Genomic DNA, 26,130 nt, shown 5'->3' with positions numbered 1-26,130 from the left:
GCACGAGCACCGGGGCACGGAATCACACCAGGCCCGTGACCTGCCACTTCACGATGCACACCACTCACTGGGAGCGCGCCCGAAGGCTCCTGACCCGGGCGTTGCCGGCGTCCGGCGGCGACTTCCTCGACGTGGGCTGCGCCAACGGCCACCTCATGGAGACACTCACCGCCTGGGCGGCCGAGGACGGCATCCGCATCGAGCCGTACGGCGTGGACATCTCCAACGCCCTGGCCGCACTCGCGCGTGAGCGCTGCCCGCGATGGGCGGGCCGGATCTGGCACGCGAACGCGATGGGCTGGCAGCCACCCCGCACCTTCGCAATCGTCCGCACCGGACTGGACTACGTCCCGCCCCAACTGCGCGGCGCCTACATCGAGCACCTGCTGACCCAGGTGGTGGCACCAGGAGGCCGGCTGATCGTCGGTGTCTTCAACGAGGAACGCGACCAGCACCTGCTGGAGCGTGAAGTCACGATGATGGGCTACCGCGTGGGTGGACGAGTAACCGCGCCGCATCGGCACCCCGCCGTGCTGTACAAAGCGTTCTGGCTCGACCGGGCAGCGGCGCCGGACCCTGCCCCTTCGTCCAGGACAAGCTGCTGAGACTGGGCAGATGCGCCCCGGGCACGGGCAAGGAGCACACGACGGGCGGGATACACCAACGGTCCTGATGCCCGCAGGCGTCTCAACCAAGCAGACACCGAGGCAACTTGATGCGGGCCGCGAGAACAAGCTACTCCAGGCCATCGATCCGGGAAGCCCTACAGTGCAACCGTCATGCCCAACCCGCCTTACCCAACGTGCTCCTCACCCGAGCCGCCCGGAGAGCTGAAGACTTTGAACGGATGCTGATGCAGTGTCAGGTCAGCTTGGTCCCTCGATCTTGTTTCGAAATCCCGTTGCCGACGGAAGCTGCCGCAGACGATCCTCCCGGCATGGACCTTCCACAGCAGGTGATCGAACTGCACGACCTGACGCTGCGCCGCTTCAACGGCGAGGCGGACCTTTCGGAGCTCTTCCGGGTCATTGAGGAGTCGCTGGAGCACCTGCGTCCGTGGATGCCCTGGATCGCTGAGCACAGCCTGGCCAAGACCGCCGACTTCCTGGCCCGCCGCCCGGAGCGCTGGGCGAGCGGGGAAGACTTCACCTACGCGATTGTGCTGGATGGCGCGATCGTCGGCGCCTGCGGGCTGTTCCGGCGCGGCGACACCCCGGACAACGGCCGCGAGATCGGCTACTGGCTCCACCCCGGCGCTACCGGCCGTGGCGTGGCCACCCGGGCCGCCCGCGCCCTGGTCGAACAGGCCTTCCGCTTCCCCGGCGTCGACTACGTCGAGGTCGTCCACGACATGGCCAACCGCGCCAGCGGCGCCGTACCGGCCCGCCTCGGCTTCACCGAGCACCTCCGTCGCCCCGCCGAGCGCCTTGCCCCTGCCGAGACCGGCGAAGACCAGATCTGGCGGATGACCCGCCACCAGGCGGTGACCCTGGCCGCCCACCAGGAGCTTCGCACAGCCGCCGTCACTGAGACAGGACAGTGATCAAGGTCGCTCGGCCAAGGCTGCCGGTAGCGGAGTTTGCCTGTGCTACGTTCCGTAGTCCCAATCGAACACAGGTGACCCCGGCGGTGCTCCAACACCCCGGGGTCCGGCAACAGGAGTATGAGCTCCCGATGCAGGTACATCGTAGCGCCCACGCGCGCAACTTCACCGTGCTACCCAACGCCGTCCTGCAGGACCGGCGGCTGAGCTTCGCCGCTCGCGGGCTCCTTGCCGATCTGCTGTCCAGGCCGGAGCGCTGGCGCGAGGACGCGCGGCAGATCGCGGACTCCAGCACCAACAGCCGTGCGGCAGTGCGCAAGGCGCTCAAGGAGTTGATCGAGGCGGGGTATTACCGGGTCGACACGGTCCGGCTGCCCGACGGCACGATCCGCAGCGAGGCCCATGTGTACGACACCCCGCAGATACCCGGCCTGGAGGAGGCCAAGAAGCTGCTGGAGGCGGTAAAGCCGCAGGTGGAGCCGAGTGTGCCCCGTCCGGCGTCCGGTGCAGCGGACTCCGGTGATGCTGGCGTCCCTGTTGTAAAGAACCTGATCCAAGAACCCTCCCTCCCTGCCCGTGGTGACGGCGAGGGTTGCCCTGCCGCGCCGCCCGCCCGGCGGCCGAGGCCCAAGGGCGGGCGGGCAGTCGCTTCGCTCGCAGACCTGGACGACGGGCCCTTGCGCGCGGCGGCCCTTGCCCTGTACCGGGTGCTCAAGGACCAGCCGCGCCTGCGGCTGGGCGAGGCGGAAGTTATCGAGCTGGCGCCGCTGGTGGTGCGCTGGCTGGCGGTGGGCTGCGGCCCGGCGGAGCTGGCCGCCGCGCTGCTGCCTGGTCTGCCCGAGACTATCCACTCGCCGGCCAGGGTGGTCCGTGAGCGCTTGGAGCGCAAGATGCCGCCCGCGCTCGAGCCACAGGAGGAACCTGCCCCCCGGGCGCACGAGTGCGCCAAGTGCCGTGCTCCGATGCAGCGTTCGGGCCTCTGCCGCCCGTGTGCAGGGCTTCCCGAGCCGGTGCTGACGATTGGTGGCGGAGCCGCCTGCACGGCCGCGGGCGTCGCCCGGGTACGGGCGGCGATGCGCTCGGCCGGCGGCGACGCAGGGGCGATCGCGGCAGCATGAACGCGCGGGCGAAGTCGCTGGATGCCGTCCCCGTGGCACCAGCGACTCCGCCCGCGCGATGCGCTGACCTGACCGAGTCGGCCACCGCTTGTGCGGTCTCCCGGCTTGGTCAGGTCAGCAGAACTGGAGGAGTCCTCGACCACGGCCGCATGCGCGGCGTGATGCGACGCGACTCATGCTTCACCCGTGGAAGGGACTGCCGGCGGCCAGGACGAGGCGCACGCGGCGGAGGGCGTCCAGCTCTTCGAGGGGGTTGCCGTCGACGACGAGGACGTCCGCGCGATATCCCTTGGCCAGCCGTCCAGCATCGGACCCGATGCCCAGCGCGTGGGCAGCGGTGATGGTGGCCATGTCGATGATCTTCGGGAGGGGGATGCCCAGGTACTGGTAGAACTCCAAGCTGTTGACGATCTTGTCGAACACGGCCCGCGTCACCCCGGCGTCTGTACCGGCGATCATTGGGACATCCAACTGCGCCATCCAGCGCATCGACGCGAACAACTCCTCGGCGCGCTCCTGGCCGACTCGTTCGGCGAAGGCCCGCCAGTTCGGGCTGGTGGCGGTGCAGACGTGGATCCCGGCGGACTTGATTGCGGCGACCAGGTCCTCGCGGAGGTCGAAGCCGCCATCCTCGGCCATCCACGTGCAGTGCTCGATCGTGTCGACGCCCGCGGCGACGGCCGCCTCGATGCCCTCGGTACCGTGTGCGTGCACGGCGACCGGCAGGCCAACGCAGTGGGCTTCCTCGACCACGATGCGGAGGTCGTCCACGCTGAACTGGGACTGCCAGATCGCCGGGCCGCCCTTGGTGAGGCCGCCCCCGGTGGCCATCACCTTGATGACGTCGGCGCCGGCCTCGACATTGCGGCGCACCAGGCCACGGATGGCGTCCGTGCCCTCGACCTCGCCACCGAGGAACCAGCAGTGGCCGCCGGGCGAGGTCAGAGGTGTCGTCGCGGACAGGACGCGTGGGCCTGGAAGGGTGCCTTCGGCGATCGCGTCGCGGAGCCGGACGACGAGCCCGTTGCGGTCGCCGAGGTCGCGCACCGTGGTCACCCCAATGCTGAGCAGTTGGCGGGCCCGGTCGGCCATCCCCTGAAGCAGGACCTCGTCGTCGCTGTCCTGGAGCGCCGCGACGGGGTCCGAGCCGGCGTCGAAGGCGAGGTGGACGTGGGAGTCGATGAGCCCTGGCAGCGCTGTACCGCCGACGAAGGACCTCCTCGGTGTCGCTTCGGGTGCCTGTGCCTCGACCGCGTCGCGCGGGCCGACCGCAGCGATGACGCTGCCCCGGATGAGCACCGCGCCGTCCTCCACGCATTCCCCGCCTGGCCCGGTGAGGACTCGGCTGGCCGTGATGAGTAGGTCAGTCATGATCATTCCTATCCGTGCGTCGCGAGTGCGTCGGAGAGGGCCACGAGCTGCCTCGCGTCGGCATCGAGGCTGGCGTCTGTCGGCAGCGCGATGGCGAGCGCCTGGCTTGTCGCGGGCTCACCGGCCGCGCGGGCCCGCAGCGCCGGGCGCAGGTGGCCGGCGAGGTCTTCGGGCTCGGCGCCATCCTTCACACCCCGCTGGGCTAGGTACGGGCTCACCCTCACCAGGCCGTCGCGGCATTCGATCACGCGCCGGTAGTAGTTGCGGTGCACCCCGCGAAGGGCGAGCAAGTCGCGCCATGTGCCGGGGGCCGGCGCGCGGTCGAGGGCATCCTCGGGAAACGCTTCATGCAACATCTGCCACAGCGGACCAAGACCCCGGTAGGCCCGACGGTGCTGGCGCCAGACCCGGAAGGCGGCCACGCGCAGCATGACCCCGGGGTAGCTCAGACCGATGATGAACGCGGGCACTGCAAGTGCGAACAGCAACGCAACGACGGCGTTCAGCCCGGCGGGAACGGCGTCACCGTGCCAGCCGATCAGGTCCATGGCCACGCGGCACACGTTGGCCATCGCCATGCTGGCGAGTGAACTGGCGGTCAGCCACAGGCCGATGCTCGATGGCCGCTGCGACATCCGGGCGCAGCGGGCGGTCCACAGGGCGGTGGTCGCGAACGCGTAGACGAGGTATGTCTGCGCCGCCATGAAGAAGATCGCAACTGCCGGGGTATGCAGGTCCGCGGTCCCGTACGGGCGCCCACGAACGCCGACCGGGGCGGCGACGGTCGCCACTGTGATGATCAGCACTGCCACCGAGAGCGGTACCGCCTCCAGCCGGGTACGGCGGCTTGCTCGTTGGCGATCGGTGGCGGAGTGAAGGTAGAAGGACAGCAACCAGTAGACGGCAGCCAGGAGCAGGACGTTCGAGACCAGGCTGGCGGTGCCGGCTACCAGACCATCGAGGGCATGCTTCTCGGGCGGAAACCCCGTGGAGAACGAGACCGCCGTGCACACGAGGCAGGCTGTGACGGCGCGCAGGGCACGGTCCCGAGGGGCCTGGAAGAGCTGGTAGACCTTCCAGAGCACGGCGAGGAGGAAGAGCGCGGCGGTCAGATACATCACAGCGTTCACTACAGCCACCCCCGCCGGTCACCGAGGGCGGTCTGGACGCGCTGCACGGACGGATCACTGGCCCGCCGGGGCGTCACTCGGTCCAGTACGGATGCCCACTCCAGAATGATCGTGGCGACGAGTTCCGCCTGGCGCTCATGCTCCTCGTCGTAGGAGGTCCGCCGTAGCGCGCGGGTGACCACACCCGGGCAGTTGCCGGTCATCGCCTGCAGGAAGGAGTCATCGACGTCGACGCCTTGGTGGTCGGCCATGATGTGGCCGACCTCGTGCAGGATGATGTGGTTCTGGTGAGCCTTGCTGGTCTCCTGCTGGTACAGGATGTAGTCAGCCGACTCGGTCGCGATCCAGACGCCGAACGGGCCGGGCGTCGGAAGCGGGTACGGCACCAGGCGGATCGGACGTCCGCGCTGGTCGCCGAGCTGCTCGCAGAGTGCCTCCACCTGAAGCGGAGGCTGTATGTCCAGGGCCCGCAAGTCCCGTTTGCAGCGGCGTCGGAGCTTTCGCTCGTTCAAGGTCTCTCCTGTGTAACTACGGCATGACCCTCCCCTGCTCTGCCGGTTGGTTGAATTCGATGTCGATCAGTCGTTCGTGGCGTTCCGGCGCTCGGCCTGCTCGAGCTGGTAGACCACGTCCAGCAGGCCCATCACCTGCTGGAGCCGCTCCGGCGACAGCTCTCCAGCCCTCATCGCCATCAGCTTGACCTCACCCCGGCCGATGGCCTTGCTGACGCGCTGCTGCTCGGCTTCCAAGGCGTCCAGCTTCCCGCCGATCTTGCTCGTCACGCTGTCGTCCACGAAGTACGACACAGGTACACCGAAGAAGTCGGCTAGCGCCGTGAGGTGGGTGAGCGTCGGGTTGGTCTTCTGGGCCTTGCGCAGCTGCCAGATGTAGCTCTGGGAGATGGTCGTCTCGCCGTCCGCGCTGATGGCTGCGGCTACCTGCTCGTTGCTGTACTCCTTTCCGTCGTCGCGCTTGATGGTCCGGAACAGATGGTTGAGTTTGTCGGCAAAGCTGCCGGCCTCCTGCTCGGTCAAGGCGTCCCCCTTTCTAGTCGATGGACCCGGCAACTATACCCGGGTGAAGGGGGGCGGGTGCGCGGGTTCACCACAGTGGAGAGGGTGCTATGCTCCCGACATTTCCACTGGTGCGAGGGCTGGCGCGCGGCAGGCTTCACAGCAGTGGATGTGCTTGTTGGAGGGCGGGGTTGCGATCCCAGGAGGGGAGCCGTCCACGAGCGCGAGGCAACTTGATCATCCGAACCTCTGCGAGCGAGAAATGATGCCCACCCTCACTCCGCCGGCGAAGCAGCGATCGGCCAGTCCGTCCAGCCCGGTCGGCGCCAGCACCAGCCATGCTCGGGTGTTCGCCCTCCAGGAGGCGTTCAGCATGCTCCACGGCGGTGACCAGAGCGTGCTCGACCTGGCGACCGCGACCGGCATGCCGGACTCGACCGTCCATCGCATCCTCCAGTCCGGCCTATCCGGTGGCGCCATCGACCAGATCTGCCGAGGGAAGTACCGGCCCGGCCCGACCATCATCAAGATCGCCATGCACGCCATGGCGCACGTGCCCAGTGCTGCCACGACGCAGCGACTGCTGACGGGCCTCCACGACGCGACCGGTGGCGCCGCTCTGCTCTTCGCCCTCACGCCGTTCGGCGGGCTTCGGCGGCTCTGCACCGACTACGCCTGGGGAGATCTCGACCCGGGCGAGCTCGGTGTCTTCGCTCATCCCTTGGTCACGCACTCGCGGTCCTTGCGCACCGGTGCTTCTGGCAGAGTGATCCTCGCCCACCTCCCGGCGCCCTTGCAGGAGCTTGTGTTCGCGGAAGAGTTGCCCGCCGACGCCGCACCTGGTGCCATCCGCGACAACGACGCCCTCGCCGCGACCCTCACTCAGATCCGGCAGAGCGGGTACGCCGTCGCACAGGAGGAAGTCGTGCCCGGCTGGGACGCCATCGCGGCACCCGTTATGTGGGGCGACATAGCCATGGGTTCGGTCCTGCTGGCCAAGCCGAAAGCCGACATGCCGGCCGACCTGAGCAAGCTGATCGAGCACACCCGCGACACCGCCCGGAAGCTGAGCGCACTCACCGCCGCGCCGACCTCACACATCTGACCGCTGGTCAAGCCGTCCGCCAGACGGCACCTGCTCGCGCGTGCTCGTCGACGACACCGATTCACACACTCGCCGTGGTCTGGGAGTGCCGGGGGGCACTCCCAGACCACGGCTTTTCCCTACCGTCGATCGGGCGCCAGGCATAACCGGCTCGCGAACCCAGAAACGGCCGCTCCGCCCGAGTTCCATTCGCTGGCCGGTAGGGCGGAGTTCCTCGGGTGCGATCGACCAAATTCGCCAGGATGCCTTCGCTGAACTCTAGCCGCTGATTTCGCGAGAGCGGGCGGGATGCCCAGGGGCTCCAGAATCCGGGATGTGGTCTGCGTCATTCTTCAAGGCAAATGCGGCCACCCGGCGACTCGGATACGTGCCCCGAACGGCCCCAGGCAGGCGCCGCGGATGATTTCTTTTCCTTGGTGGGGGGCGGGGCTGGGTGCGCCAGTAGCGGCCCGCCGGACCCTCCGGGGGAGTAGTGGGGCGGGTGCAAGTCCGGCGCAGGTCAGCGGCCATGTCCTGCGCCCATGTCCATGTCATCATCACGGACTCTGGCTTGATCATTTCCCGCCACGCGGGAAATGAAATCGCTGCTTCCGTGATCATTTCCCGCGTGGCGGGAAATGAAACTACTACCCGCGTAGATATGCCGAATTCGTTGACTGGTTCCCGCCGAGGCACATAGAGTCATTTTCGCGCCACGGGATGTGGCTGAAGTAAATGACGGGGGGTCAGTTCGGGGTTCAACATATCGCACGGCTGCCTCGATTGGCAGCCTTTTTACCGCGCGAGGACAACGAAAAGGCGCCTGGGAGCGGGAACTCCCAGACGCCATCGTGCACTCGTGTCACGATCAGAGCAGTCGGCTTGCCTTTGGACGAGCCCGGCCGACTTGCTCACGCACAGAGAGAAGCCTGCCATGTTTGTGACCCTGCGTAAAGAGGGGGACGGCCAGGCCCGCGTTGCCAGTGCCCGCCCGACCGCATCTGTTCAGGTCTCCAGCGGCACGGTCCGGATGATCGAGAGCAGAATCCACGCCGTGGCACCGTCTACGGCGGTGGTCCGCGTCAGCGTCTCCGAGCCCACTGACCTCTGGATGGCTCGCGCCTATTGCGCGGCAGGCGAGAACGTGCCGCTGCCGCAGGGCGTCGAGGAGGCTGTGGCCCGCTGGGTCGCCTGCGACCTGCCCGGTCTCGACTGGCGCTACCAGCACGACCTCGACCTGGCCACCGGGCATATCGCTCCGGCCGGGTGCCTCCCGAAGGCGGTGTGCTGATGGCGACGCACGACGGGCGCATCCGCACCCACAAGCCCGAGATGGCCCGCGACCCCAAGCTGGCTGAAGTCAGCCTCACGGCCGAGCGAACCTTCATCTACCTGCTCAACTTCGTGGACGACAAGGGTCGGCACATCGATGATGCCGGGATCGTCCGTGGCTTGATCTGGAAGCGCAAGAAGTCCTGGGACGGCGGCGTCCACACCTCCGAGCGCGTCGAGGGCGACCTGAGGCAGCTCACCGAGGTCGGGCTGGTGTGCCGGTACGTGAACCCGGCCGACGAGGGCGAGGAACTCCTCCACGTCGTCAACTTCAACAAGCACCAACGCATCGACAAGCCCTCGCAGTCCCGCCTGGCTCCCTGCCCGCTGCACCAGACCCAGGAAGCCGCCGTCGACAACTCGGTCCCCGCCAAGCGGACCCGCAAGAAGACCGCGGAGAGCCACCCGGAACCGCACCCCGCGACCATCACCGCGACTGCCGAGACCACCGGCCAGGGCATGTCCGACACCACTGACCTCGACCACCAGGACCCTTGCACGGGGGACTCCACGACACCCTCCACGACACCTTCAGAGAACGGATCCAGGATCACGGATCCTGGATCTACCCCTCCGGGGGGCGGCTGCGCCGCGCCCGCCCAGTCCCTCTCGCCGGAAGAGCCATCGGCCGAGCAGGTCGCCGCGATGCACCCGCATGCCACCGGGGCCAAGGCCCTCGTCGCCGAGTACGTGCGGACCTGCCCGCAGCAGCCCACCGAGCGGTTCCGCGGGCACCTCGGCCGGGAGATCAAGCAGCTGCTCGCCGCGGGCTACAGCGTGGAGCAGGTGCGTGCCGGTCTGCGGCTGCTCGCGAAGAACCCCAAGGGGCCTTCCGCGTTGGAGTCCTTCGTGCAAGAGGCGCTGACCTCCCGCCAAGCCCGCTCGGGTGCGCCGTACCAGGCGTGGACCAACCCGGCCACCGGGGCCGCCGCCTACGCAGGGGACTTGTGATGGCCGGCCGCGACCGAGACCCGCGCCGCGCGGGCAACGCCCTGCACGGCCTCGTCGAGCGGTTCGCCCGCCTGGGCATCGACCCCGCCGTGATCGGCGTGCCCGAGCAGAGCCCGGCGCCGCAGCCGAACCAGGCCGCCCTGGAGCTGGCCGCCAGCCGCATCCCGCCGCTGTACCAGCACGCGGTGGCCGACGACACGCAGGTCCTCGCCTGGGTGGAGCACGTCAAGCAAGCCGCTCGCCGGGGCCCGGAGGGACAGCTCGGCATCGCCCGCGCGCAATCCCTGCTCCTGCTCGGCGAGACCGGCACCGGCAAGACGCACCAGGCCTACGGTGCGATCCGTGCCCTGCTGGGTGCCGGCGTCCGGTTGCGCTGGCAGGCGATCACCTCGGTGACCCTGCACGCCATGATGCGCCCGCGCCCCGGGGCCGACCCCGAGCGCGAGATGCGCGAACTGGAGCGTACGCCGCTGCTGCTGGTCGACGACCTCGGTGCCGGCCGGGCCTCGGAGTTCACCGAGGAGACCACCTACCGGTTGATCAACTACCGGTACGAGCAGCAGCTGCCGACCATCCTCACCAGCAACATCACCCCGGCCGAGCTGTCCGGTCTCCTCGGCGACCGCACCGCCAGCCGCCTGCGCCAGATGTGCCACAAGGCCGTCCTCGCCGGACCCGACCGGCGCCGCGCTCCCTCCTTCTAACCTCCAGCGATCCCGCGCGGGGCCCGGCACAGCCGCCCCCGGGAGACGCCCTGCCCGCGCGCCAACTCACCCAGGCGCGACCGGAGACACCCCCGAATGAACACCAACGTCAACGAACTCGAAGCCGCACACACCCAGCTGGACCGCGGCTCCCCACGCTGGCGCCTCAAGGCCGCCTGCGCCGGCATAAAGAACCCCGACATCTTCTTCGCCCAGCCCCGCATGGCCGCCCACCGCCAAGCCCTCGCACTGTGCCAACAGTGCCCGGTGCGCCGCGAGTGCCTCGATGACGCCATCGAGTGCGGCGTACGCGACGGGATCCGCGGAGGCCGCACCGAGGACCAGTTGCGCGAGATCGTCTCCTTCCGCGAAGGTCGCCAAGTCGAAATCGAACGCGTCCGCGCCACCCTCACCAACACCCACCGGCCGCACCTGACCGACCAGGAGAAGATGTCCGTGGTCCGCGTGGCTATCGACGCCGGTATCCCGATCGACACCTGGGCAGCGGCCCTGGGCATCGGCTACAGCTACGCCACCAGGCGCCGCCGCAAGGCCACCACCCAGCTCGACGTCATCCCCGCGTCCATGCGCGGCGAGGAGATCGCCCTCGCCGCAGAACTGCGCCATGCTGCCACGACCACCCTGGCGGTGGCCGCGTGATCCCGCGCCGCCCCAAGGTCTCCCCGTGGGATATCGCGGCAATCGGCGTGCTGGGCGCCTTCGGCTTCTCCCTCAGTTACGACGCCTTGCAGCAGATGGCACAGGCGATCCACGTCCGAGGCCAACTCACCTACGCCTTCCCGGTCGTAGTCGACGGCTTCATCGCCTACGGCGTGCGGGCCCTGGTCCTCCTCCGTGAGGCCCCGTGGACCGCCCGCGCCTACACCTGGACGCTCTTCTCCGGCGCCACCGGAACCAGCGTCTGGGCAAACGCACTCCACGCAGTCCGCCTCAACCAGCAGACCGTCGGCCAAGCGGGCGGACTACGCCTGGGCGATATGGCTGTCGGCGCCCTGAGCACCATCGCTCCGCTGGCCCTCGCCGGCGCGGTCCACCTCGGCATCATCGTCACCCGCCACGGCGGACCCCAGACCGACACCACCAGCGATGTCCCCGAGCCCTCGCCGATCGCTACGGACAGCATCACACTGGCTCGTCCAGCCGAGCCCGAAACCTTCGCTGCTCCCGCCTCGGCGCCAGCGACCGCTCTCAGCACAACCCGCACCACCCGGGCGGAACTCACTGCCGGCACCGAGAAGGCGCGCTCCAGAAGCGCCGGCGAGAAGCTCGCCGCGCACCGCCAAGGCTCGCGCTTCCGAGACCGCATCGCCGCCCGGATCCTGCGCAGGTCCGGGCACAACTCCGGTGGTCCGGCCCCGGCTGGTCCAGCCTCGGGTGGTCCGGTTTTGGGTGGTCCAGCCGGTCCGGTCCCTGGTGGTCCGGGTGGTCCGGGTGGTCCGGGTGGTCCGGGTGGTCCGGCGCTGAGCGGTCCGGCCTCGGGTGGTCCGAGCGGTCCGGCGCTGAGCGGTCCGGTCCCGGGTGGTCCGGGTGGTCCGGCTGGTGCGGCCCCGAGCGGTCCGGCCTCGGGTGGTCCGAGCGGTCCGGTCCCGGGTGGTCCGGGTGGTCCGGCTGGTGCGGCCCCGAGCGGTCCGACTCCGGCTGGTCCGAGCGGTCCGGCCTCGGGTGGTCCGAGCGGTCCGACTCCGGCTGGTCCGGGTGGTCCGGCCTCGGGTGGTCCGAGCGGTCCGGTCCCGGGTGGTCCGGGTGGTCCGGCTGGTGCGGCCCCGAGCGGTCCGGCCTCAGGTGGTCCGAGCGGTCCGGCCTCGGGTGGTCCGGGTGGTCCGGCTGGTGCGGCCCCGAGCGGTCCGACTCCGGCTGGTCCGAGCGGTCCGGCCTCGGGTGGTCCGAGCGGTCCGACTCCGGCTGGTCCGGGTGGTCCGGCCCCGGCTGGTCCAGCCGTGGGTGGTCCGGTCCCGGGTGGTCCGGGTGGTCCGGCTGGTGCGGCCCCGAGCGGTCCGACTCCGGCTGGTCCGGGTGGTCCGGCCTCAGGCGGTCCGAGCGGTCCGGCCCCGGCTGGTCCGGGTGGTCCGGCCCCGGCTGGTCCGGGTGGTCCGGCTCCGGGTGGTCCGCGGGTTAGGCCCGGCGGTCCGAATCTGGACGGACTGGACCCCGCATTGCTGGAGGCTGGCCGGCGAGCCGCAGCAGCGGCTGGCCGGATCACCCACCGGGCGGTCCGCGATGGCATCCGGTCCCAGGGCCTCACCGTGGCGAACGACCGACTCGCGGACATCGTCCTGGCACTGCGAAGCGACAAACCCCCGCCTCCGAGGCGCTGAGCCCCACGTTCTCCTCTTTCTCCCTTTCTCATCCAACGGAGCACCTCATGAGCACCGCCGTTCTCGCCGACCGCGACATCGTGGCCGACTTCGTCGCCGTCCTCGCCCATCACCGCCACGTCCACAGCGCCGAGCCGCTGGGCGACGGCCGATGGAGGGTGCGTCGGACCGGGACCGGATCGGTCGAGATCCTCAGCAGCGAGCAGACCGAGGAGATGGTGATGGACCACCTGATCGCTGCTTTCGCCGCCCGTGGCCTGGCCAATCCCGACGACTTCTAGCCGCACTCTCCCCGCCGGCCCCGCCTCGTCCGGGCCTGACCCCGACAGCCAACCGGCTCTGGTCCCGGGCGGGTTGCCGCCTACGGCGGAGCGAGCTATCCCCTTGGAGTGTCCTATCGGACACTCCAAGGGCTCGCCCCCGCCCAAGGGCCGGGGGAGGCCGAGTGTCGAGGTCGAGCGGGGGCACTCGACCTCGACACTCGGCTCGCCGCAGCCAGGGGGCATCGGCGGGCAGGACAACTGACAGGAACTGCCCACGATGACCACCGCCGAGCCTGCCGCCGCCGAGCCGACCGTCGCGCGTCGTCCGCGCCGCCGCTTCCATGAGCCGCTCCAGCGCCAGCGCGTTTTGACGCTCCGCGTGAGCGCTGACGAAGAAGCCCAGATCCGCCGCGCCGCTGACGAGCGCGCCGAGACCGTCGCCCGCTTCATCGCGACCGCCGCACTCAGCGCCGCATCCCGACCCGACACCGCTCGCAACTCCGACGACCAGCTCGACCGCGCGATCGACGAACTCGCCGCCGCGCGACGCCAGACCGCCCGCGTCGGCAACAACGTCAACCAGATCGCACGCGAGTTGAACTCCGGCGGTCTCCCGCACCCGGCCGACCTGGTCGCCGCGTTGACCGCGATCCGCAGCACCATCGCCACCATCGACACCGCGGCGGCCGGCATTCTCAAGCACCGGAAGAAGACCTGAACCCGAACATCACCCGCGGATCGAACACGTACGGCCTGCTGGCCTACCTCTACGGCCCGGGACGCCGGGACGAGCACACCGACCCGCACCTCGTGGCCAGTTGGGACGGCTTCGCCCCCGACCCCGGCCGGGATCCGAACGCCTCCATCAAGCAGCTCCAGTCGGCATTGGACATGAGGGTTGATCAGCGCGGCTCCCGACGACGGCTTAAGAAGCACGTGTGGCACTGCTCGATCCGGACAGCCCCCGAAGACCGCCTGCTCAGCGACGAGGAGTGGGCGGAGGCGGCGCGCCGTGTCGTCGCCGCCGCCGGCATCGCGCCGGACGGCGATCCGGACGGCTGCCGATGGGTCGCCGTCCGGCACGCCGACAACCACATCCACATCGCCGCCACCATCGTGCGCGGCGATCTGCTCAAGGCCGACATCGAGAACGACTTCAACCGGGCCCAGGCCGAATGCCGCAAGATCGAGAAGGAGTGGGGGCTGCGTGAACTCAAGCCCGGTGACGGCACGGCTGCGAAGGAGCCGACCAACCGAGAGAAGCACAAGGCCCAGCGCCAGGGGCAGCCGGACACGAGCCGGCAGCAGCTGCGCGACGCGGTCCGCCAGGCCCTGGCCGGGGCGGCAAGCGAGGCCGAGTTCTTCGCCCGGCTGGAGAAGGCCGGCGTGCTGGTCAACCGAAAGGTCGGCCCCTCTGGTGACACTCTCGGCTACAGCGTGGCCCTGGTCGGAGAACGCGATGCCGCAGGCGAGCCGGTGTGGTTCGGCGGCTACAAGCTCGCCCCCGACCTGACTCTGCCCAAGATCCGCAAACGCCTCGCGGGTCGGATCGAGGACCGGCAGGCGGACTCCCGCTCCGTTGCCGGAGCAAGCGGTGGGCGGACACCAGCCGGCCGTCGATCCCCGGCAGCCGCGGCCCGCCTCCTGGCTGCTGACGCGGCCGTGGACGCCATCGAGTTGCTCGACGGCGAGCCCGAGGACGCGGCCGGAGTGGTCCAGGCGACCGGGGAGGTGCTCGACGCGCTGGCCGCCACCGCCCTGCCCGCGCAGAAGCAGGAGTTGCTGGCCGCCGCCCGGGCGTATGAGCGGGCCTCGCGCTCGCATGTGCGCGCCGCGAACGCCAACTCCCGTACGGTGCGGGCCGCCGCCCGCGCGGTGCTGTCCAGCGGCTACTCGAGCAACCGCGGCCCGGACGGCGCCGCTGCGGCGACGGTGCTGTCGGCGCTGATCCTGCTGGTGATCGCGGCAAGCCGCTGGCACGCCGAGCAGGGCCACCGCCAGCAGGCCGCCGCCGCGCGTGCGGCGGCCGACCAGCTGCGCGCCGCCTACCGGCAGGCCGCCGCCCAGCCGATGGCCGCCCTGCGTGAGCGCGGCCGGCAGCTGCCCAAGGCCGTGCGCGAGCGCCAGGAGCAGGCCCTGCGCCGTGCGGTGCCGGGTGAGGGCGGGCGGCAACTGCTCGCCGAGCCGGAGTTCGACGCCTTGGCCGCTGCCCTGGCGGAGGCCGAGGCCGCCGGGCACGACCCCAAGGTCCTCTTGGAGCGTGCCCGCTCCTGGCGAGAGCTGGACACCGCCGACTCCGTTACCGCCGTGCTGACCTGGCGCGTGCGGCACATCGCCAAGCTGCCCCGCCCCGCCGAAGCCAACCGGCCGATCCCGGCCGTCGGCGCGACGGCTCCGATTGCACCCGCCACCGACCCTCGGCGGCGCCGCTGACCCGGCCGCCGACGGACGCCACTAAGGCTCCGTCGGCGGCCGTACCAACCACCCGATCCACCTCCCCCTGACCCGGATATCGAAGGAGACTCATGGCCCTCCCACACGGCCCCGGCCACAAGCGTTCAAACCGCAAGGGCCGGCACCGGGTCCCGCCTTCCGCCGAGGGCGACTGGCTGCTGCGCTGCTACGTCCTGCGCGCAACGGATGCCCTGGCCTCCGCCGTGATCACGTACGCGGTGCCGCTGCTGGTCCTCACCCTCACGCATTCACCGACCTGGACGGGCCTGGCGTTTCTCCTGGAGTGGGTGCCACGCCTGGCCGCCATCACCGGGGCCGGACCGCTGATCGACCGGTACCGCCCGCAGAGCGCCGTCCTCGGCACGAGTCTGCTGCGCATCACGATCTCCCTGGCCACTCTCATCGGCCTGGCGGCCGGGGCCGGATCCTGGTTGGTCATCACGTTCGGCGTCGTCTGCGGCATGATCGCCCAAGGCTCGTTCCTGGCCTGTGAGTCCATCGGCGGCGAGGCCAGCCGACGCGCCGGCGACCAGGCGCACCGCGTCCAAGCGGTGATGACCGGCATCGACCAGGCCGGCCTGCTCCTCGGCCCATTGATCGGCGGCCTCCTGCTGCTCGCTGGACCGGCGCTGCTGCTGGCCACCGTCGCGATCCTGTCCACGGTGACGGCCACCGTCGCGCTGACCGTTCACGCCGAGCGGCCCCGCCTTCGCCTGGCCGACACGACGCCGGTCGGCAGCCTGTTCGCGGGCCTGCCCGCCGGTCTGGGCGTCATCCGCCGCACCCCTGCCCTCGCCTGGCTCGTCGGGGCCCTTGCCGCGACCAACCTCGCCGTCGGCCTGCTGCAGGTCAGCGCACCGATCACCGTCACCCGCCACCTGCACCACTCCACCGCCGCCGTCGGCCTGGTGTGGAGCATCGCCGCGGCCGCTTCATTGGCCGCCGTCGCCTACGCCCACCGCGCGATCGACCGCCACGGCCTGTTCCGCGTCGGCGCCGCCTCGGCCGCTGTCATCTGCGCCGCCACCCTCGCCAGCGCCCTGGCCCCCACCCTCGCAACCTACGCCACCGCCGTCGCCACGCTCATGGCAGCCGACGGCGCCGCCACCGTGGTCCTGCGCACCGCCAGGGCCCGGCTGATCCCCGAGCGCCGGTTCGCGGCCACGCTCGCCACCACCGTGCTGCTCGTCCTTGCCCCGTTGCCGCTGGCCGGCCTGCTGGTCGCCCTGCGGCCGGCCGCCCACCTGCAGGCCCTCGTCGTGATCGTCGCCCTCGGAGTATCGGCGGCCACCGCCGCCTGCCTGCGCGGCCTGCACCAGCACCGCGACGCCTGGGATCCCGCCGACGAGGACACCACGACCATCCCCCTGATCCGCGCTGCCTGAGATAGCGCCAACACCCCATCCACCCGCACCGGAGGATCTCCATCACCGCCGCGCCCGTCCTGCTCGTCATCAGCACCTGCGCCCGCTCCTACCGCGAGTACTGTCTCGCCCAGGTAGCCGCGCACCAGCCCGTCGTTCTCATCGACCCCGCCCGTCCGACCTGGCAGCGCCGTTATGCCATCGACCACGAGGTCGCCGACGTCCACGACGTGGCGGCGGTGTCGGCCGCCGCAGACGCCCTGGCCCGCCGCCACACTGTCGCCGGCGTCATGACCTGGGATGAGTTCGCCCTTGTCCCCGCTGCCCACGTCGCCGCCCGCCTCAACCTGTTCGGCAACAGCACCGCCACCGCCGCAGCGAGCCGCAACAAGGCGGCCAGCCGGGCGGCCTTCGCCGCCTACGGCGTACCGTCCGCAGCGAGCGCCCGCGTCGCCACGCTGCACGAGGCGCAGCTCGCCGCCGCGCGGATCGGCTATCCCGTGGTGCTCAAGCCCACCGGCCACGCCGGCAGCGTCGGCGTGATCAAGGCCGAGCACGCCCACGACCTGCCCAGCGCCTACACCCACGCGTCCCGGGCCGCAGGCGAAGACCTCCACGGCAGCGAGGAGGGCGGCGTGCTCGTCGAGGAGTACCTCGACGGGCCCGAGATCAGCGTTGAGTGCGTCACGGTTCGGGGCGTCACCACCCCTGTCGCGGTCACCCGCAAGCAGCTCGGCCCCGAGCCGCATTTCGAGGAGGTCGGCCACAGCGTCGAAGCCGGCGATCCGCTCCTGGCCCTCGCCGGCCCCGTTGCCATCGCAGCGCTGAACGCGCTGGGAGTGGCCAACGGCATCTCGCACGTCGAGCTGCGCCTGACCGACACCGGTCCGCGCATCGTCGAGGTCAACGGCCGCCTCGGCGGCGACCTCATCCCGCACCTGGTCAGGCAGGCCACCGGCATCGATCTGCCGCGCGCCGCCGCCGACATCGCCCTCGGCCGCGACCCTGACCTCACGTCCACCCGCCGCACGGCCGCTGCGATCAGCCTGATCTACGCCCCCGCCACCGGCCGCCTCGCCCGCGCACATGCCGACCAGGCCCTCACCACTGCGCCGTGGCTGGAGCGGCTGGTCTGGGAACGCGAGGTCGGCGACATGGTCACCGCCCCGCCCGCCGACGTGATCGGAACCGCCCGCCTCGCCCACATCGTCGCCACCGACACCACGGCCGAACGCTGCCTGCAGCACCTGGCGGACGCCGAGGACCATCTCGACATCGCCGTCGACAGCTGACCGACCCACACGCAGGCCGGGTCGGCGCACACACAGTGCGCCGGCCCCGTCGTCGTTTCGCCGGGGGCCCGGTACTGGCCTGGCCTCCGGAGTACCAACGCGCGTCAGTCGTGGCGGAACCCGCGCTCGGGGTTTCGGGCGCGCTCCGAGTTGAACGGGGTGAACCAGTCGAGCGGGGCGAGGTTGACCATGCCGAGCGCCTGGCTCGCCTCCGCCGTGGGGTCTTCGATGCCGTCCAGCCGAGCATCGAACAGCATCAGCACATCGTGGTCCTCGAAAAGCAGGTCCGAGCAGCACTCCCAGTCGAAGTCGTACCTGTCCGCCGGAAGCGCGGCCACGGCGTCGGCGACCAGCCGGGGGCGATCACGCACCAGCTGCTCCGCCCTGCTGATCGCCAGGTGCAGAGCCATCTCCTCACCCGTGCACCCCGGCACCAGATCCCGCCCGGCCTCCAGATCGCCGGCCAGGTCGTCGAACGTCCGGGCCATCTGCCGTCGCCATGACCAGTTCTGGTGGAACGTCACCCGAGGCAGGTCCGCGAACAGGCCCGCGGCCCCCGGCTTCAGCGCCTCGTCACCGAGCGCGGCGACCTCTTCCCACGCCACACCCGACAGGTCATCCAAAGCCAGACGCAGCACGGCACGGGTCCGCGCCGTCAGCTCCCAACCCTCCTCATCGTCTTCCTCCTCCCACTCCTCCACGTCACGGCCACCGTTGCGAGTGCGGGCTTCAAGCAGACGCCGGACTCTACGGGCGGCCTCCTCGGGGGACGCAAGGGCGGTGTCGATGATCGGCAGCTCGCTGCTGAGTACCTCGCCGGCCAGCAGCGCCCCGGCCTCCTCCAGCAGCGCGGCCCCTTCGACCCCGACAGCGCCGGACCGGGGCAGCACGACGGCGAAGCCGTTACTGGCCAAACGGTCGACCGCACTGGACACCAGTGAGGCGGCGACCACAGGATCGGCCCAGGCTGCGGCAAGCTCGAGCTCTTCGACGACCAGGATGTTCCCGGGGATGTCGACGGCCTCCTCGAACTCGGCGCTGAACGACCCGTCCAGCATGAACAGCTCGGCGGCGACCGCAGCGAGCAAGGAACCTTCATCGGCCATCCGAGCGCGCAGGTTCCCACCCAGCCAGTACATCGCCCGGGCCACCCGCAACACCCCCACCCGCTCGGTGCCGGCGTGGACCACGACCTCCCACCGCTGCAGTCCGGAAGCCGCCGGATCCAACAGCCGATGAACGTGGCCGAACTCCAGCTCCAGCACCGCCGGATCTGCCGCCACACCGACACCCAGCTGCTCCGCCATGAACGACCGCCCTTCCAGCTGCGCCCCGCCCGTCGAGGCGGCTCAGGCTCCAGCCTAGGGCTGCGGGCAGCGGCTCCTGAGCCCCTTCCGCCGGTGACACCACGGCCCAGTGCTGCCTCCAGCACCTCGTCGCTCGCCACCGCGACATCACCGTCAACTGGCCCAACGAACAAGGCCCGGGTCCGGAATGCTGCGTTCCGGACCCGGGCCTTCGTGGTAGCGGGGACAGGATTTGAACCTGCGACCTCTGGGTTATGAGCCCAGCGAGCTACCGAGCTGCTCCACCCCGCGTCGGTGGAGAAGACTCTACGCCACCCACCACGATGACGGGAAACGCATTCGCCCGACCGGGAAAATGCGTGCGGGAGCAGTGCGACGAGCGCCACCATGCACACATGAGCGAACTGCCCGCCGACGACTGGTCTCCGGCCGACAACCCGTACTCGATCGCAGTGTCCGAGGCGAACTGGTGGAAGGCCACCGTCGCCCTGACCATCGGGCGCATGCGCGAACAGCCCACCCAAGTGGGCTTCTTCGACTCCGCGCAGATCGACGCCCGAACCCTCGTGGTCGCACTGCGTCAGATGCTGATGGCTGCCAAGCTGGAGCAGATCGCCCTCGCGGACCTCGGCATCGACGAGGCAGTCGGCGACGAACTCGCCAAGGCTCAGGCACAATTCGAAGAGGCACTGCCGGGCATCAAGGAGATCCGCGACGGCCTGACCCACTTCGAGGACTGGGCCCGAGGCACTGGCAGGGGCGCCCAAGCCACCGCCCGCAAGAACGGGTCCACCGAGCGAGAAGTGGCGCGCGACTTCTGGAGCTTCGGCTACGACCCGAGCGCCGACACCGTCACCATGGGCCCGTTCACCATCTCGGTGCCCGCCGCCGAAACAGCGACCCGGCAGCTCCACGCCGCGATCTACACCGCAGCCCGGTCCGTTGACCTCGCCCGGGCCCTGGCCGTGCGCGCCGAAGCCGCCGAAGCCCTGACCGCGGCGGGGATCACCCACACGCCACCGGATGGCCAAGTCCTCCTCTCTCCGGGCGCAGATCTGCGGGTGTGGTTGTCGCTCAACCTGCCTGGCGACCAGGCGCAGCTGCGTCACGACGTGGCCCAGCGCACCATCGCGGCGATCACGGCCGCCGGCCTCGCCCTGGCCTCCAACTCCCACCCCCAGGCCCACGATCTGCACGACCGCCTGGCGGGCGCCGAGGCCCTCCTCGTGCAACGCCACTGACCCACTATGTAGTGACGCAGGTCACTCCAAAACTCGGACAAAGCGGGAAGAAAGCTCAACATAATGGACCTTTCCTCTCATACATCACGAGAGTTGGGGGCCCTTGACCATGTCCGACGGCAGCGACGACATGTCCCGCTTCACCCACTTCCGCTACGGCCAGGAGCCGCAGCCGGCCGAGCCCGTCCCCGACACCCTGGCCGTCCCCCATCCCGGCCCGCTGAGCCCTCGCGGCATGCTCATCTCCTGTGCCCAGTGCCAGGCGACCCGCGACTGGCTCCTCATCCACGTCCACCCTGACATGGTCTTCGTCCGGTGCCGCTGCGCTCACGAATGGCGCGAGCGAGACCTGGAAGCCCACCATGTCACCGAGGCCCGGAACGACAGCTTCGAGGAGCGCGAATGGGGCTCCTTCGACGAGATGTACCGGGGCCTCGGTTTCGACGGTCTCTTCCGCGGCGTGTACTTGGCCGAATAGGCCGAGCCGCATCCGCTGTAACGCCGCCGGCCCTTCCCTGCCCCCCTCGACAGCAGGGAAGGGCCGGCGGCGCAAGTAGGCCACTATCGCCATCGGGGGCCTTGGGGGCGGCTGCACCTTCGGCGAGAACCTCGACACCCTCGGCAAGGAGGCCGAGCAACTGCCGCAGCCCAGCACCGGAGCCTGGCCCTTCGCTAGCGCCTCCCGAGCACGCCGGGACACAATCGTCGCAGCGCCGAAGAGACCCGCGGCAGCGGTCACCTAGCATGCCGTGGGGCCTCGGACACGATCGGAGAGGCCAGGGGAGAGGAAGGCGGATCCACGGTGCAGCACACGGGGCTCTACTACCCGTACGTCCACCTGCGAGACGAGTCGTGGGCGAAGGCCGCAGCGTTGTACTGGAAGCGGCTGGCCCGCGTCGTGCCGGACGGCTTCCCGGTACGAGACGAGTCGGTGGTCAAGGAGCTGCGGCAGGCGAACTTCCTGGTCGACACGGACCCGGCTGGAGCAGCTGCGGCGGTGGCGCCGGCCTTCATTACGGCGGTGGAGGAGTACGGAACGGCCCTGCGAGGGCAGTATGCGGTCGCTGGCCGCCCGTTCACAGCGCAGCGTGCTGCCGACCCGCGCCGGATCCGGCCTCGGAGGTACCTGGCCGGGCTCTACCCGCAGGAGGTTTCCCGGGAATTGGAGTCCGCACTGGTCGAGGCCGGGCTGGCGGAACGCAGCAAGCGCGAATGGGTGGAGGACAGGCCCATCGACTGGGTGGCCGTCGACGCGATGCTTGCGTGGGTCTACAAGTGTGCGCTGACGGAAGAGCTGGCCCGCCGGACCGCGTTCGTGCCCGTCACCGACCAGGTCGATGCCCATGCTGCGGGGGACGGCTGGTCCAGCGAGCAGATCCTTAGGGTTCTGCTCGGCGGCGGCCGTGGACCCGCCGCAGCGCAGACGGAGTCGCGCATCGCGCTGATGGCAGTGCAGTGTGTCCTGCCGGCCGACCTGGAGAACGTGCCGGTCGAGAAGATCATCAAGTTGCGCACCGACTACGCGGACGAGTTCGCGCTCTTCGCTGCCGCCGTCGACACGGCGTCGGCCGAACTGCGTGGCGCCACGCGGGAAGTCACCGACTTCGCCGCTTTCGAGATCCACCTGAACGACACCTTCGAGCAGCACATCGCCCAGCCGCTGGAATCCCTGCGCCGGGCGATGAAGGGCCTGAAGTGGGAGACGATGTCCACCGCCCTGACCGTCAAGGCGGAGGTGACGGTGGCGGGAGGCGCGATCGGCCTGCTGGGGGGTGCGGCGACGGCGGTCGGCGCCGGTCTTGCCTTCACCACCGTTGCCGCCCGCCAGACGGCCGCCCACCAACGCGACAGCCTCCTCGCGTCCTCGCCCGCCGGCTATCTGCTGCGCATCGAGAAGGAGCTGACACCGCAGACGCTGGTTCGCCGGGCGGGACGGGCAGCCATGCGCGCGGCAGGCTTGGGAATCTGACCCGACCTGAGACACAGCGAGGGCCCGCGCCGTCCGGCGCGGGCCCTCGCTGTGTCTCAGCGGCTGGTGCGGGTGTGCATCGCGGTGAGCAGATCGAGGACCAGCTCGACTGGTGCGTCGTGGTCGAAGGTCGCCTTCCAACCGGGCTCGCGGGCCGTACCGGTGACCGCGATGGTCCAGGTGTCGGCGTGCGGGTCGTCGGGCGCGTAGCCGAGGTACACGCGAGTGTCGGGGGAAGCGGCGTGGATGCTGCCGCGCGGATCGCACACCCAACTCCAGCTGTGCGCCGCCAAGAAGGGGCTGATCGCGTAGGGGCTTCCCGGGCCGATCAGCCAGGTTCGGTGGTCGATGGGACCACCCGGCTTGAGGCCGGGAATGGTGGGCGCGGTGATGGCCACGGTCATGGCGGACGCCTTCCTGGTGGGCGAGGTAGGGAAGACGTCCATGTTTGCTTGGCTATGCGCGGTTTGCGTAGTCCGTTGTGTCTGCCCGAGGCGAACGAAGAAATGGCACGACGACCGCCCTCGGTGCCGAGTTCGGGCTCTGTCCTGACTCGATGAACTCGGCGGAGTCTCGGCCGGTGGTGGACTACTCGTCTCGGTGAAGTAGGCGAAGCTGGCGGACAGGGGCTTCTGCGTCTGATCATCGTGGTCGCGTGACGGCGCCTCAGCGTGTTTTGCGGATGGCGTCGGTGGCGGCCTTGGCGATGGCGGCGGGAGCACTGGAGGGCCGGGGCAGGTGAAGCAGGGTGGTCCCCGGCAGGTGGAGGGAGTTCGCGCTGAGGGTGAGCTGGAGGACGGCGCAGCCGGCGGCGGTGAGGCGTTTGATGCGGGTGACGGCCTGAGCGGTTTCGCCGCCGGTGTACTGGGCGTCGGTGACGATCACGAGGAGGCGGCCGGTGCCGGGGCGGCTGAGGTCGAGGCCGTGGTCGAGTGCGTCGATGGCGTCGCCGAGGTTGTGGCTGCCGCCGTTGGCCTCGAACGTCGTCACGCGGTCTGGCGCCCGATGGGTGGGACGGGTCAGTGCGGTCAGATCGTGGTCGTAGGCGATGGTGGCGGTGCGGGAGTCGGGGTCGGTCAGGGCCGCTGCGCGGGCCACGATCCAGGCAGCGGATGCGACGGGTTTGCAGGCGGCACTCATGGAGCCGGAGACGTCGACGGCGATGCCGACTCGCAGTGGTGGGGTGGGGGAGTTGCGGCGGCGGGTGTGGGTGAACGGTTCTGCGGTGGGTATCGAGCCAGCGGCGCGCTGGGCGTCGCGGGCGAGGGCCTGGCGCATGTTGAGGCGGCCGGGCGGGGTGGGGCTGGTGGTCCGTTCCTCGGTGCGTTCGCGGTAGGCGGCTGCTCGCAGGGCACGGCTCAGGCGCGCGGCGGCGGTTTGCTCGGCGGCGGTGGGCTGGCGGGTGCCGGTGATCGGGTTGCCGTGGGGCCTCGGTGTGCCGTCGGGGCTGACGGTGGTGCCGCGTGCGTTGAAGACCGACTTGGCGGTGGCGGCGGCTTTGCGTCGCTGGCCGGCCTGCTGGGCGCGGTCCTGGGCCTGTGCCCTGGACTGCGCGGCCACGGCATTGGTCGCGGCGACTTGTGCCGCGAGGTCGGCGGCGTCGTTGGCGGCCATGTTGTCCAGGACGACCGTCACGGCGCCGGACAGCAGATCGGTGAGGTCCTCTGGAATGGGCTGGGCGGGGGCAGCGGTGTCCAGGGCGTCGCACCAGTCCTGGGCGTGCGCGAGCATGGTGGTGGCGTCGTGGTCGGCGGTTCGGTGGGCTGCGGTCCAGATGCCGGTGAGGGTGGCCAGCAGGTCGGCGCCCAGGACTTTTTCGCACAGATCGGCGACGGCTTTGGTCTCGCCGGCGTCCAGGATGCCGGCGTCACGGCGGCCGAGCATCAGGGCCGCCACACTGGCGGCCTGCTCGACGCCCTGGAAGCTGGGGTTGGCGATGTCGGGCATGACCAGGGTCCGGGCACTGGTGCGCAGGTACCTGCGGTCGGTGGGCCGCCTGATCAGGTGGGCGCCTTCGGCACGGCTCTCCTCCAGGAGGAGCGCCGCCTCGACGACGCGGGGTTCCGCGCCGGCCGGCGGCTCCCAGACGGAGTGGGCGGCGTGGGCGGCCTCGTGGACGAGCACGCCCCAGGCGGCGGGATAGTGCTCCTCGTCGCCCACGATCCGAGGGCGGATCTCGTGGGGTTGGAGGGGGGCGAACAGCTCGGCGTCGAACTCGATCTCCGCCAGGCCGGGGAAGTAGGCAGCCGGTGCGCCGCTGCGGGTGCCGGGGCGGCAGGTGACGAGCAGGTCCTGGCGGCCGGACAGGGCGACCAGCCGGTCGCCGAGTTCGGCTCCCACGCGCAGCCACGCGGCCGGGGATGATCGGGGCGGTGCGGGCGGGGCGCCGTCGTCGTCCCAGCGCGCGAGGTCGGCGTCGTCGTCGGGCGTGGTGGTAGAGGGCTGGACATGGTGATGGGCGCTCATCGCGAGCGGCCCCGTTGTGCGGAGCCGGTGCTGCCTGGGGGCTGGCGGGCGGCCGAAGCGGTCGCGGCGGAGAGCTGCCGGCCCAGGGTGAGGGGAGCGACCTGCTGGACGCCAGCAATCTTGCTGACGGCAGCGGCGACGGCGTCGCGGTCCTCCAGGGGAGCGATGCCGACCAGGTTCGCGAGCGCGGCCTTGGTCCCGAGGACGGCCTCGGTCTTCTGGTAACTGAGCAGTTCCCGCAGCTGAGGGGCCCAGCCCAGTTCACCGAGTTCGACCTGGGCGGCGAGGTGTCGGGCGATCCGGACCACCCGGGCGTCGATCCGCAGGGCCAGGGCGAGGTCGTAGTCCGTGCCGACCTGGATCTGCACGCTGAACCGGCTCGCGAGCGCCTCCGTCAGCACGGCGCCGTGCACGCCCGGATTGTGGCCCGCCACCACGTAGAAGCCCGGCTCGGCCTTGATGGTCTCGCCCTTGTGCGCCTTGACCTGGATCTGGCGGCGCCCGTCCATGGCCGGGTAGAGCGCGGCCAGCACCTTCGGCGAGATCAAGGTGGCGTCGTCGATCAGCAGGGCGCGGCCCTCGGTCATCGCGGTGACCAGCGGACCGTACTGGAAGACGTAGTTGCCAGCGTCGTCCTGGGTGTACTCGCCGATCAGGTCGCCGACCGTGGTGTCGCCGTCACCGGCGACGGTGATCAGGTCGGGGAACGCGGCCTCGACCAAACTCGTCTTGCCGGTGCCCGGGGGGCCGTAGAGCAGCACCGGCACGTCGGCGTCGCGCAAGCGATTCAGCGCCTCGACGTCGGGCAGGTCGGCCAGTTCCCGGGGGTGGTAGAGCTGGCCACCGGCGCGGCGGATCGGGCCGGCCTGCCTGGGCGTGGTCGCTGCGGGAGCGGTCGTGCGGGCCGTGGCCGCTTGGGCGCGGGGGGAGTGGGTTCCCGGTGGACTGATCACCGCGGTCTGCGCGGCTGCGGCGGTCTTGCTGTTCGCGCGGAACTGCGGCTGTCCGGTGCCGAGTTGGTCGGCCTCGCCGCGCTTCGCCAGGGTGAGGGCGGCGTTGCGGACGGCACCGTGGGAGTGGCCCAGCTGCCTGGCCATGTCCCCGATGGTGAGCTTGTCCGCCGGACGGTCGACCAGCAGTTTGGCCACCTTGGCCCGTAGTTCGCCGCCCTTGGTACGTGGTGGGGTGGTGG

The 26,130-nt window shown here is 70.5% G+C and carries 25 protein-coding genes and 1 tRNA gene; 17 read left to right on the top strand and 9 right to left on the bottom strand.

The annotated features are described in order from the left end of the window. Window positions 1–53 precede the first annotated feature (53 nt). The 3 genes from KV557_RS00465 (at window position 54) to KV557_RS00455 (ending at window position 2,661) form a co-directional block, all read left to right on the top strand. Entirely contained in the window at window positions 54–605 is a 552-nt protein-coding gene (locus KV557_RS00465) for a class I SAM-dependent methyltransferase (RefSeq protein WP_218197524.1), read from the top strand. Window positions 606–937: 332 nt separating this feature from the next. Then, window positions 938–1,543, top strand: coding sequence for a GNAT family N-acetyltransferase (locus tag KV557_RS00460; protein ID WP_218197523.1), 606 nt, complete (start codon window positions 938–940; stop codon window positions 1,541–1,543). A gap of 131 nt (window positions 1,544–1,674) precedes the next feature. Beyond that, on the top strand, window positions 1,675–2,661 hold the full coding sequence (locus KV557_RS00455) for a helix-turn-helix domain-containing protein (RefSeq protein ID WP_218197522.1): 987 nt from the start codon (window positions 1,675–1,677) through the stop codon (window positions 2,659–2,661). Between the two features lie 180 nt (window positions 2,662–2,841). Here the strand turns inward: KV557_RS00455 and KV557_RS00450 are convergent, their stop codons facing one another. The 4 genes from KV557_RS00450 to KV557_RS00435 all read right to left on the bottom strand — a co-directional run bounded on the left by KV557_RS00450 (window position 2,842) and on the right by KV557_RS00435 (window position 6,196). Further along, window positions 2,842–4,032 (bottom strand): amidohydrolase family protein, encoded by a 1,191-nt coding sequence (locus KV557_RS00450; protein WP_218197521.1) that lies wholly within the window; start codon window positions 4,030–4,032, stop codon window positions 2,842–2,844. An 8-nt stretch (window positions 4,033–4,040) separates the two neighbouring features. Then, window positions 4,041–5,162, bottom strand: a complete 1,122-nt coding sequence (locus tag KV557_RS00445) for an MAB_1171c family putative transporter (RefSeq protein ID WP_218197520.1) — start codon at window positions 5,160–5,162, stop codon at window positions 4,041–4,043. Further along, window positions 5,162–5,602: a hypothetical protein gene (locus tag KV557_RS00440; RefSeq protein WP_308129697.1), complete on the bottom strand. Its 441-nt coding sequence runs from the start codon at window positions 5,600–5,602 to the stop codon at window positions 5,162–5,164. The genes KV557_RS00445 and KV557_RS00440 overlap by 1 nt, the downstream gene beginning before the upstream one ends. Before the next feature lie 138 nt (window positions 5,603–5,740). Then, on the bottom strand, window positions 5,741–6,196 hold the full coding sequence (locus tag KV557_RS00435) for a helix-turn-helix domain-containing protein (protein WP_218197518.1): 456 nt from the start codon (window positions 6,194–6,196) through the stop codon (window positions 5,741–5,743). 325 nt (window positions 6,197–6,521) lie between these two features. On the opposite strand from KV557_RS00435, the gene KV557_RS00430 reads away from it, so the two are divergent. The 11 genes from KV557_RS00430 to KV557_RS00380 all read left to right on the top strand — a co-directional run bounded on the left by KV557_RS00430 (window position 6,522) and on the right by KV557_RS00380 (window position 17,955). Continuing rightward, window positions 6,522–7,280, top strand: a complete 759-nt coding sequence (locus KV557_RS00430; RefSeq protein ID WP_218197517.1) for an IclR family transcriptional regulator — start codon at window positions 6,522–6,524, stop codon at window positions 7,278–7,280. A 1,033-nt stretch (window positions 7,281–8,313) separates the two neighbouring features. Beyond that, window positions 8,314–8,550 (top strand): hypothetical protein, encoded by a 237-nt coding sequence (locus KV557_RS00425; protein ID WP_218197516.1) that lies wholly within the window; start codon window positions 8,314–8,316, stop codon window positions 8,548–8,550. Then, window positions 8,550–9,542: a hypothetical protein gene (locus tag KV557_RS00420; protein ID WP_218197515.1), complete on the top strand. Its 993-nt coding sequence runs from the start codon at window positions 8,550–8,552 to the stop codon at window positions 9,540–9,542. The genes KV557_RS00425 and KV557_RS00420 overlap by 1 nt, the downstream gene beginning before the upstream one ends. After that, window positions 9,542–10,246, top strand: coding sequence for an ATP-binding protein (locus KV557_RS00415; protein ID WP_218197514.1), 705 nt, complete (start codon window positions 9,542–9,544; stop codon window positions 10,244–10,246). Before KV557_RS00420 ends, KV557_RS00415 begins: the two co-directional genes overlap by 1 nt. 96 nt (window positions 10,247–10,342) lie before the next feature. Further along, window positions 10,343–10,906, top strand: coding sequence for a WhiB family transcriptional regulator (locus KV557_RS00410; protein WP_218197513.1), 564 nt, complete (start codon window positions 10,343–10,345; stop codon window positions 10,904–10,906). A 95-nt stretch (window positions 10,907–11,001) separates the two neighbouring features. After that, window positions 11,002–12,582: a hypothetical protein gene (locus tag KV557_RS44755; RefSeq protein WP_374106578.1), complete on the top strand. Its 1,581-nt coding sequence runs from the start codon at window positions 11,002–11,004 to the stop codon at window positions 12,580–12,582. A gap of 47 nt (window positions 12,583–12,629) precedes the next feature. Continuing rightward, on the top strand, window positions 12,630–12,863 hold the full coding sequence (locus KV557_RS00400) for a hypothetical protein (RefSeq protein ID WP_218197512.1): 234 nt from the start codon (window positions 12,630–12,632) through the stop codon (window positions 12,861–12,863). 259 nt (window positions 12,864–13,122) lie between these two features. Next, a complete protein-coding gene (mobC, locus tag KV557_RS00395) occupies window positions 13,123–13,563 on the top strand; it encodes a plasmid mobilization relaxosome protein MobC (RefSeq protein ID WP_256176745.1) in 441 nt (146 codons plus the stop codon). 92 nt (window positions 13,564–13,655) lie between these two features. Further along, on the top strand, window positions 13,656–15,278 hold the full coding sequence (locus KV557_RS00390) for a relaxase/mobilization nuclease domain-containing protein (protein ID WP_218197511.1): 1,623 nt from the start codon (window positions 13,656–13,658) through the stop codon (window positions 15,276–15,278). A gap of 92 nt (window positions 15,279–15,370) precedes the next feature. Further along, window positions 15,371–16,684 (top strand): MFS transporter, encoded by a 1,314-nt coding sequence (locus KV557_RS00385; protein ID WP_218197510.1) that lies wholly within the window; start codon window positions 15,371–15,373, stop codon window positions 16,682–16,684. 218 nt (window positions 16,685–16,902) lie between these two features. Further along, window positions 16,903–17,955 carry an ATP-grasp domain-containing protein gene (locus tag KV557_RS00380; RefSeq protein ID WP_308129696.1) on the top strand — a complete coding sequence of 351 codons (1,053 nt, stop codon included), beginning with the start codon at window positions 16,903–16,905 and terminating at the stop codon, window positions 17,953–17,955. Between the two features lie 104 nt (window positions 17,956–18,059). Here the strand turns inward: KV557_RS00380 and KV557_RS00375 are convergent, their stop codons facing one another. Together KV557_RS00375 and KV557_RS00370 are read right to left on the bottom strand one after the other, a co-directional pair. Then, window positions 18,060–19,262 carry a hypothetical protein gene (locus KV557_RS00375; RefSeq protein ID WP_218197509.1) on the bottom strand — a complete coding sequence of 401 codons (1,203 nt, stop codon included), beginning with the start codon at window positions 19,260–19,262 and terminating at the stop codon, window positions 18,060–18,062. 214 nt (window positions 19,263–19,476) lie between these two features. Then, window positions 19,477–19,553, bottom strand: a tRNA-Met gene (locus KV557_RS00370). Between the two features lie 104 nt (window positions 19,554–19,657). On the opposite strand from KV557_RS00370, the gene KV557_RS00365 reads away from it, so the two are divergent. The 3 genes from KV557_RS00365 (at window position 19,658) to KV557_RS00355 (ending at window position 22,472) form a co-directional block, all read left to right on the top strand. Continuing rightward, entirely contained in the window at window positions 19,658–20,503 is an 846-nt protein-coding gene (locus tag KV557_RS00365; protein ID WP_256176744.1) for a hypothetical protein, read from the top strand. Window positions 20,504–20,612: 109 nt separating this feature from the next. Further along, window positions 20,613–20,981 (top strand): hypothetical protein, encoded by a 369-nt coding sequence (locus KV557_RS00360; RefSeq protein ID WP_218197508.1) that lies wholly within the window; start codon window positions 20,613–20,615, stop codon window positions 20,979–20,981. A 324-nt stretch (window positions 20,982–21,305) separates the two neighbouring features. Beyond that, window positions 21,306–22,472, top strand: a complete 1,167-nt coding sequence (locus tag KV557_RS00355; protein ID WP_308129695.1) for a DUF6236 family protein — start codon at window positions 21,306–21,308, stop codon at window positions 22,470–22,472. A gap of 56 nt (window positions 22,473–22,528) precedes the next feature. Here KV557_RS00355 and KV557_RS00350 read toward each other — a convergent pair whose 3' ends face one another. The 3 genes from KV557_RS00350 to KV557_RS00340 form a co-directional block, all read right to left on the bottom strand. Then, entirely contained in the window at window positions 22,529–22,918 is a 390-nt protein-coding gene (locus tag KV557_RS00350) for a DUF317 domain-containing protein (RefSeq protein ID WP_218197506.1), read from the bottom strand. Window positions 22,919–23,138: 220 nt separating this feature from the next. Further along, window positions 23,139–24,938: a VWA domain-containing protein gene (locus KV557_RS00345; RefSeq protein ID WP_218197505.1), complete on the bottom strand. Its 1,800-nt coding sequence runs from the start codon at window positions 24,936–24,938 to the stop codon at window positions 23,139–23,141. Beyond that, the gene (locus KV557_RS00340; protein ID WP_218197801.1) at window positions 24,935–26,086 is read right to left on the bottom strand and encodes an AAA family ATPase; all 1,152 of its coding nucleotides are present in this window, start codon (window positions 26,084–26,086) and stop codon (window positions 24,935–24,937) included. The genes KV557_RS00345 and KV557_RS00340 overlap by 4 nt, the downstream gene beginning before the upstream one ends. Between the last annotated feature and the right edge of the window lie 44 nt (window positions 26,087–26,130).

This window comes from Kitasatospora aureofaciens (assembly GCF_019192735.1).
In the GTDB taxonomy this organism is placed as follows: domain Bacteria; phylum Actinomycetota; class Actinomycetes; order Streptomycetales; family Streptomycetaceae; genus Kitasatospora; species Kitasatospora aureofaciens_A.
The sequence above is the reverse complement of the archived record's forward strand: the minus strand, read 5'-3'. Positions and strand labels throughout refer to the sequence as shown.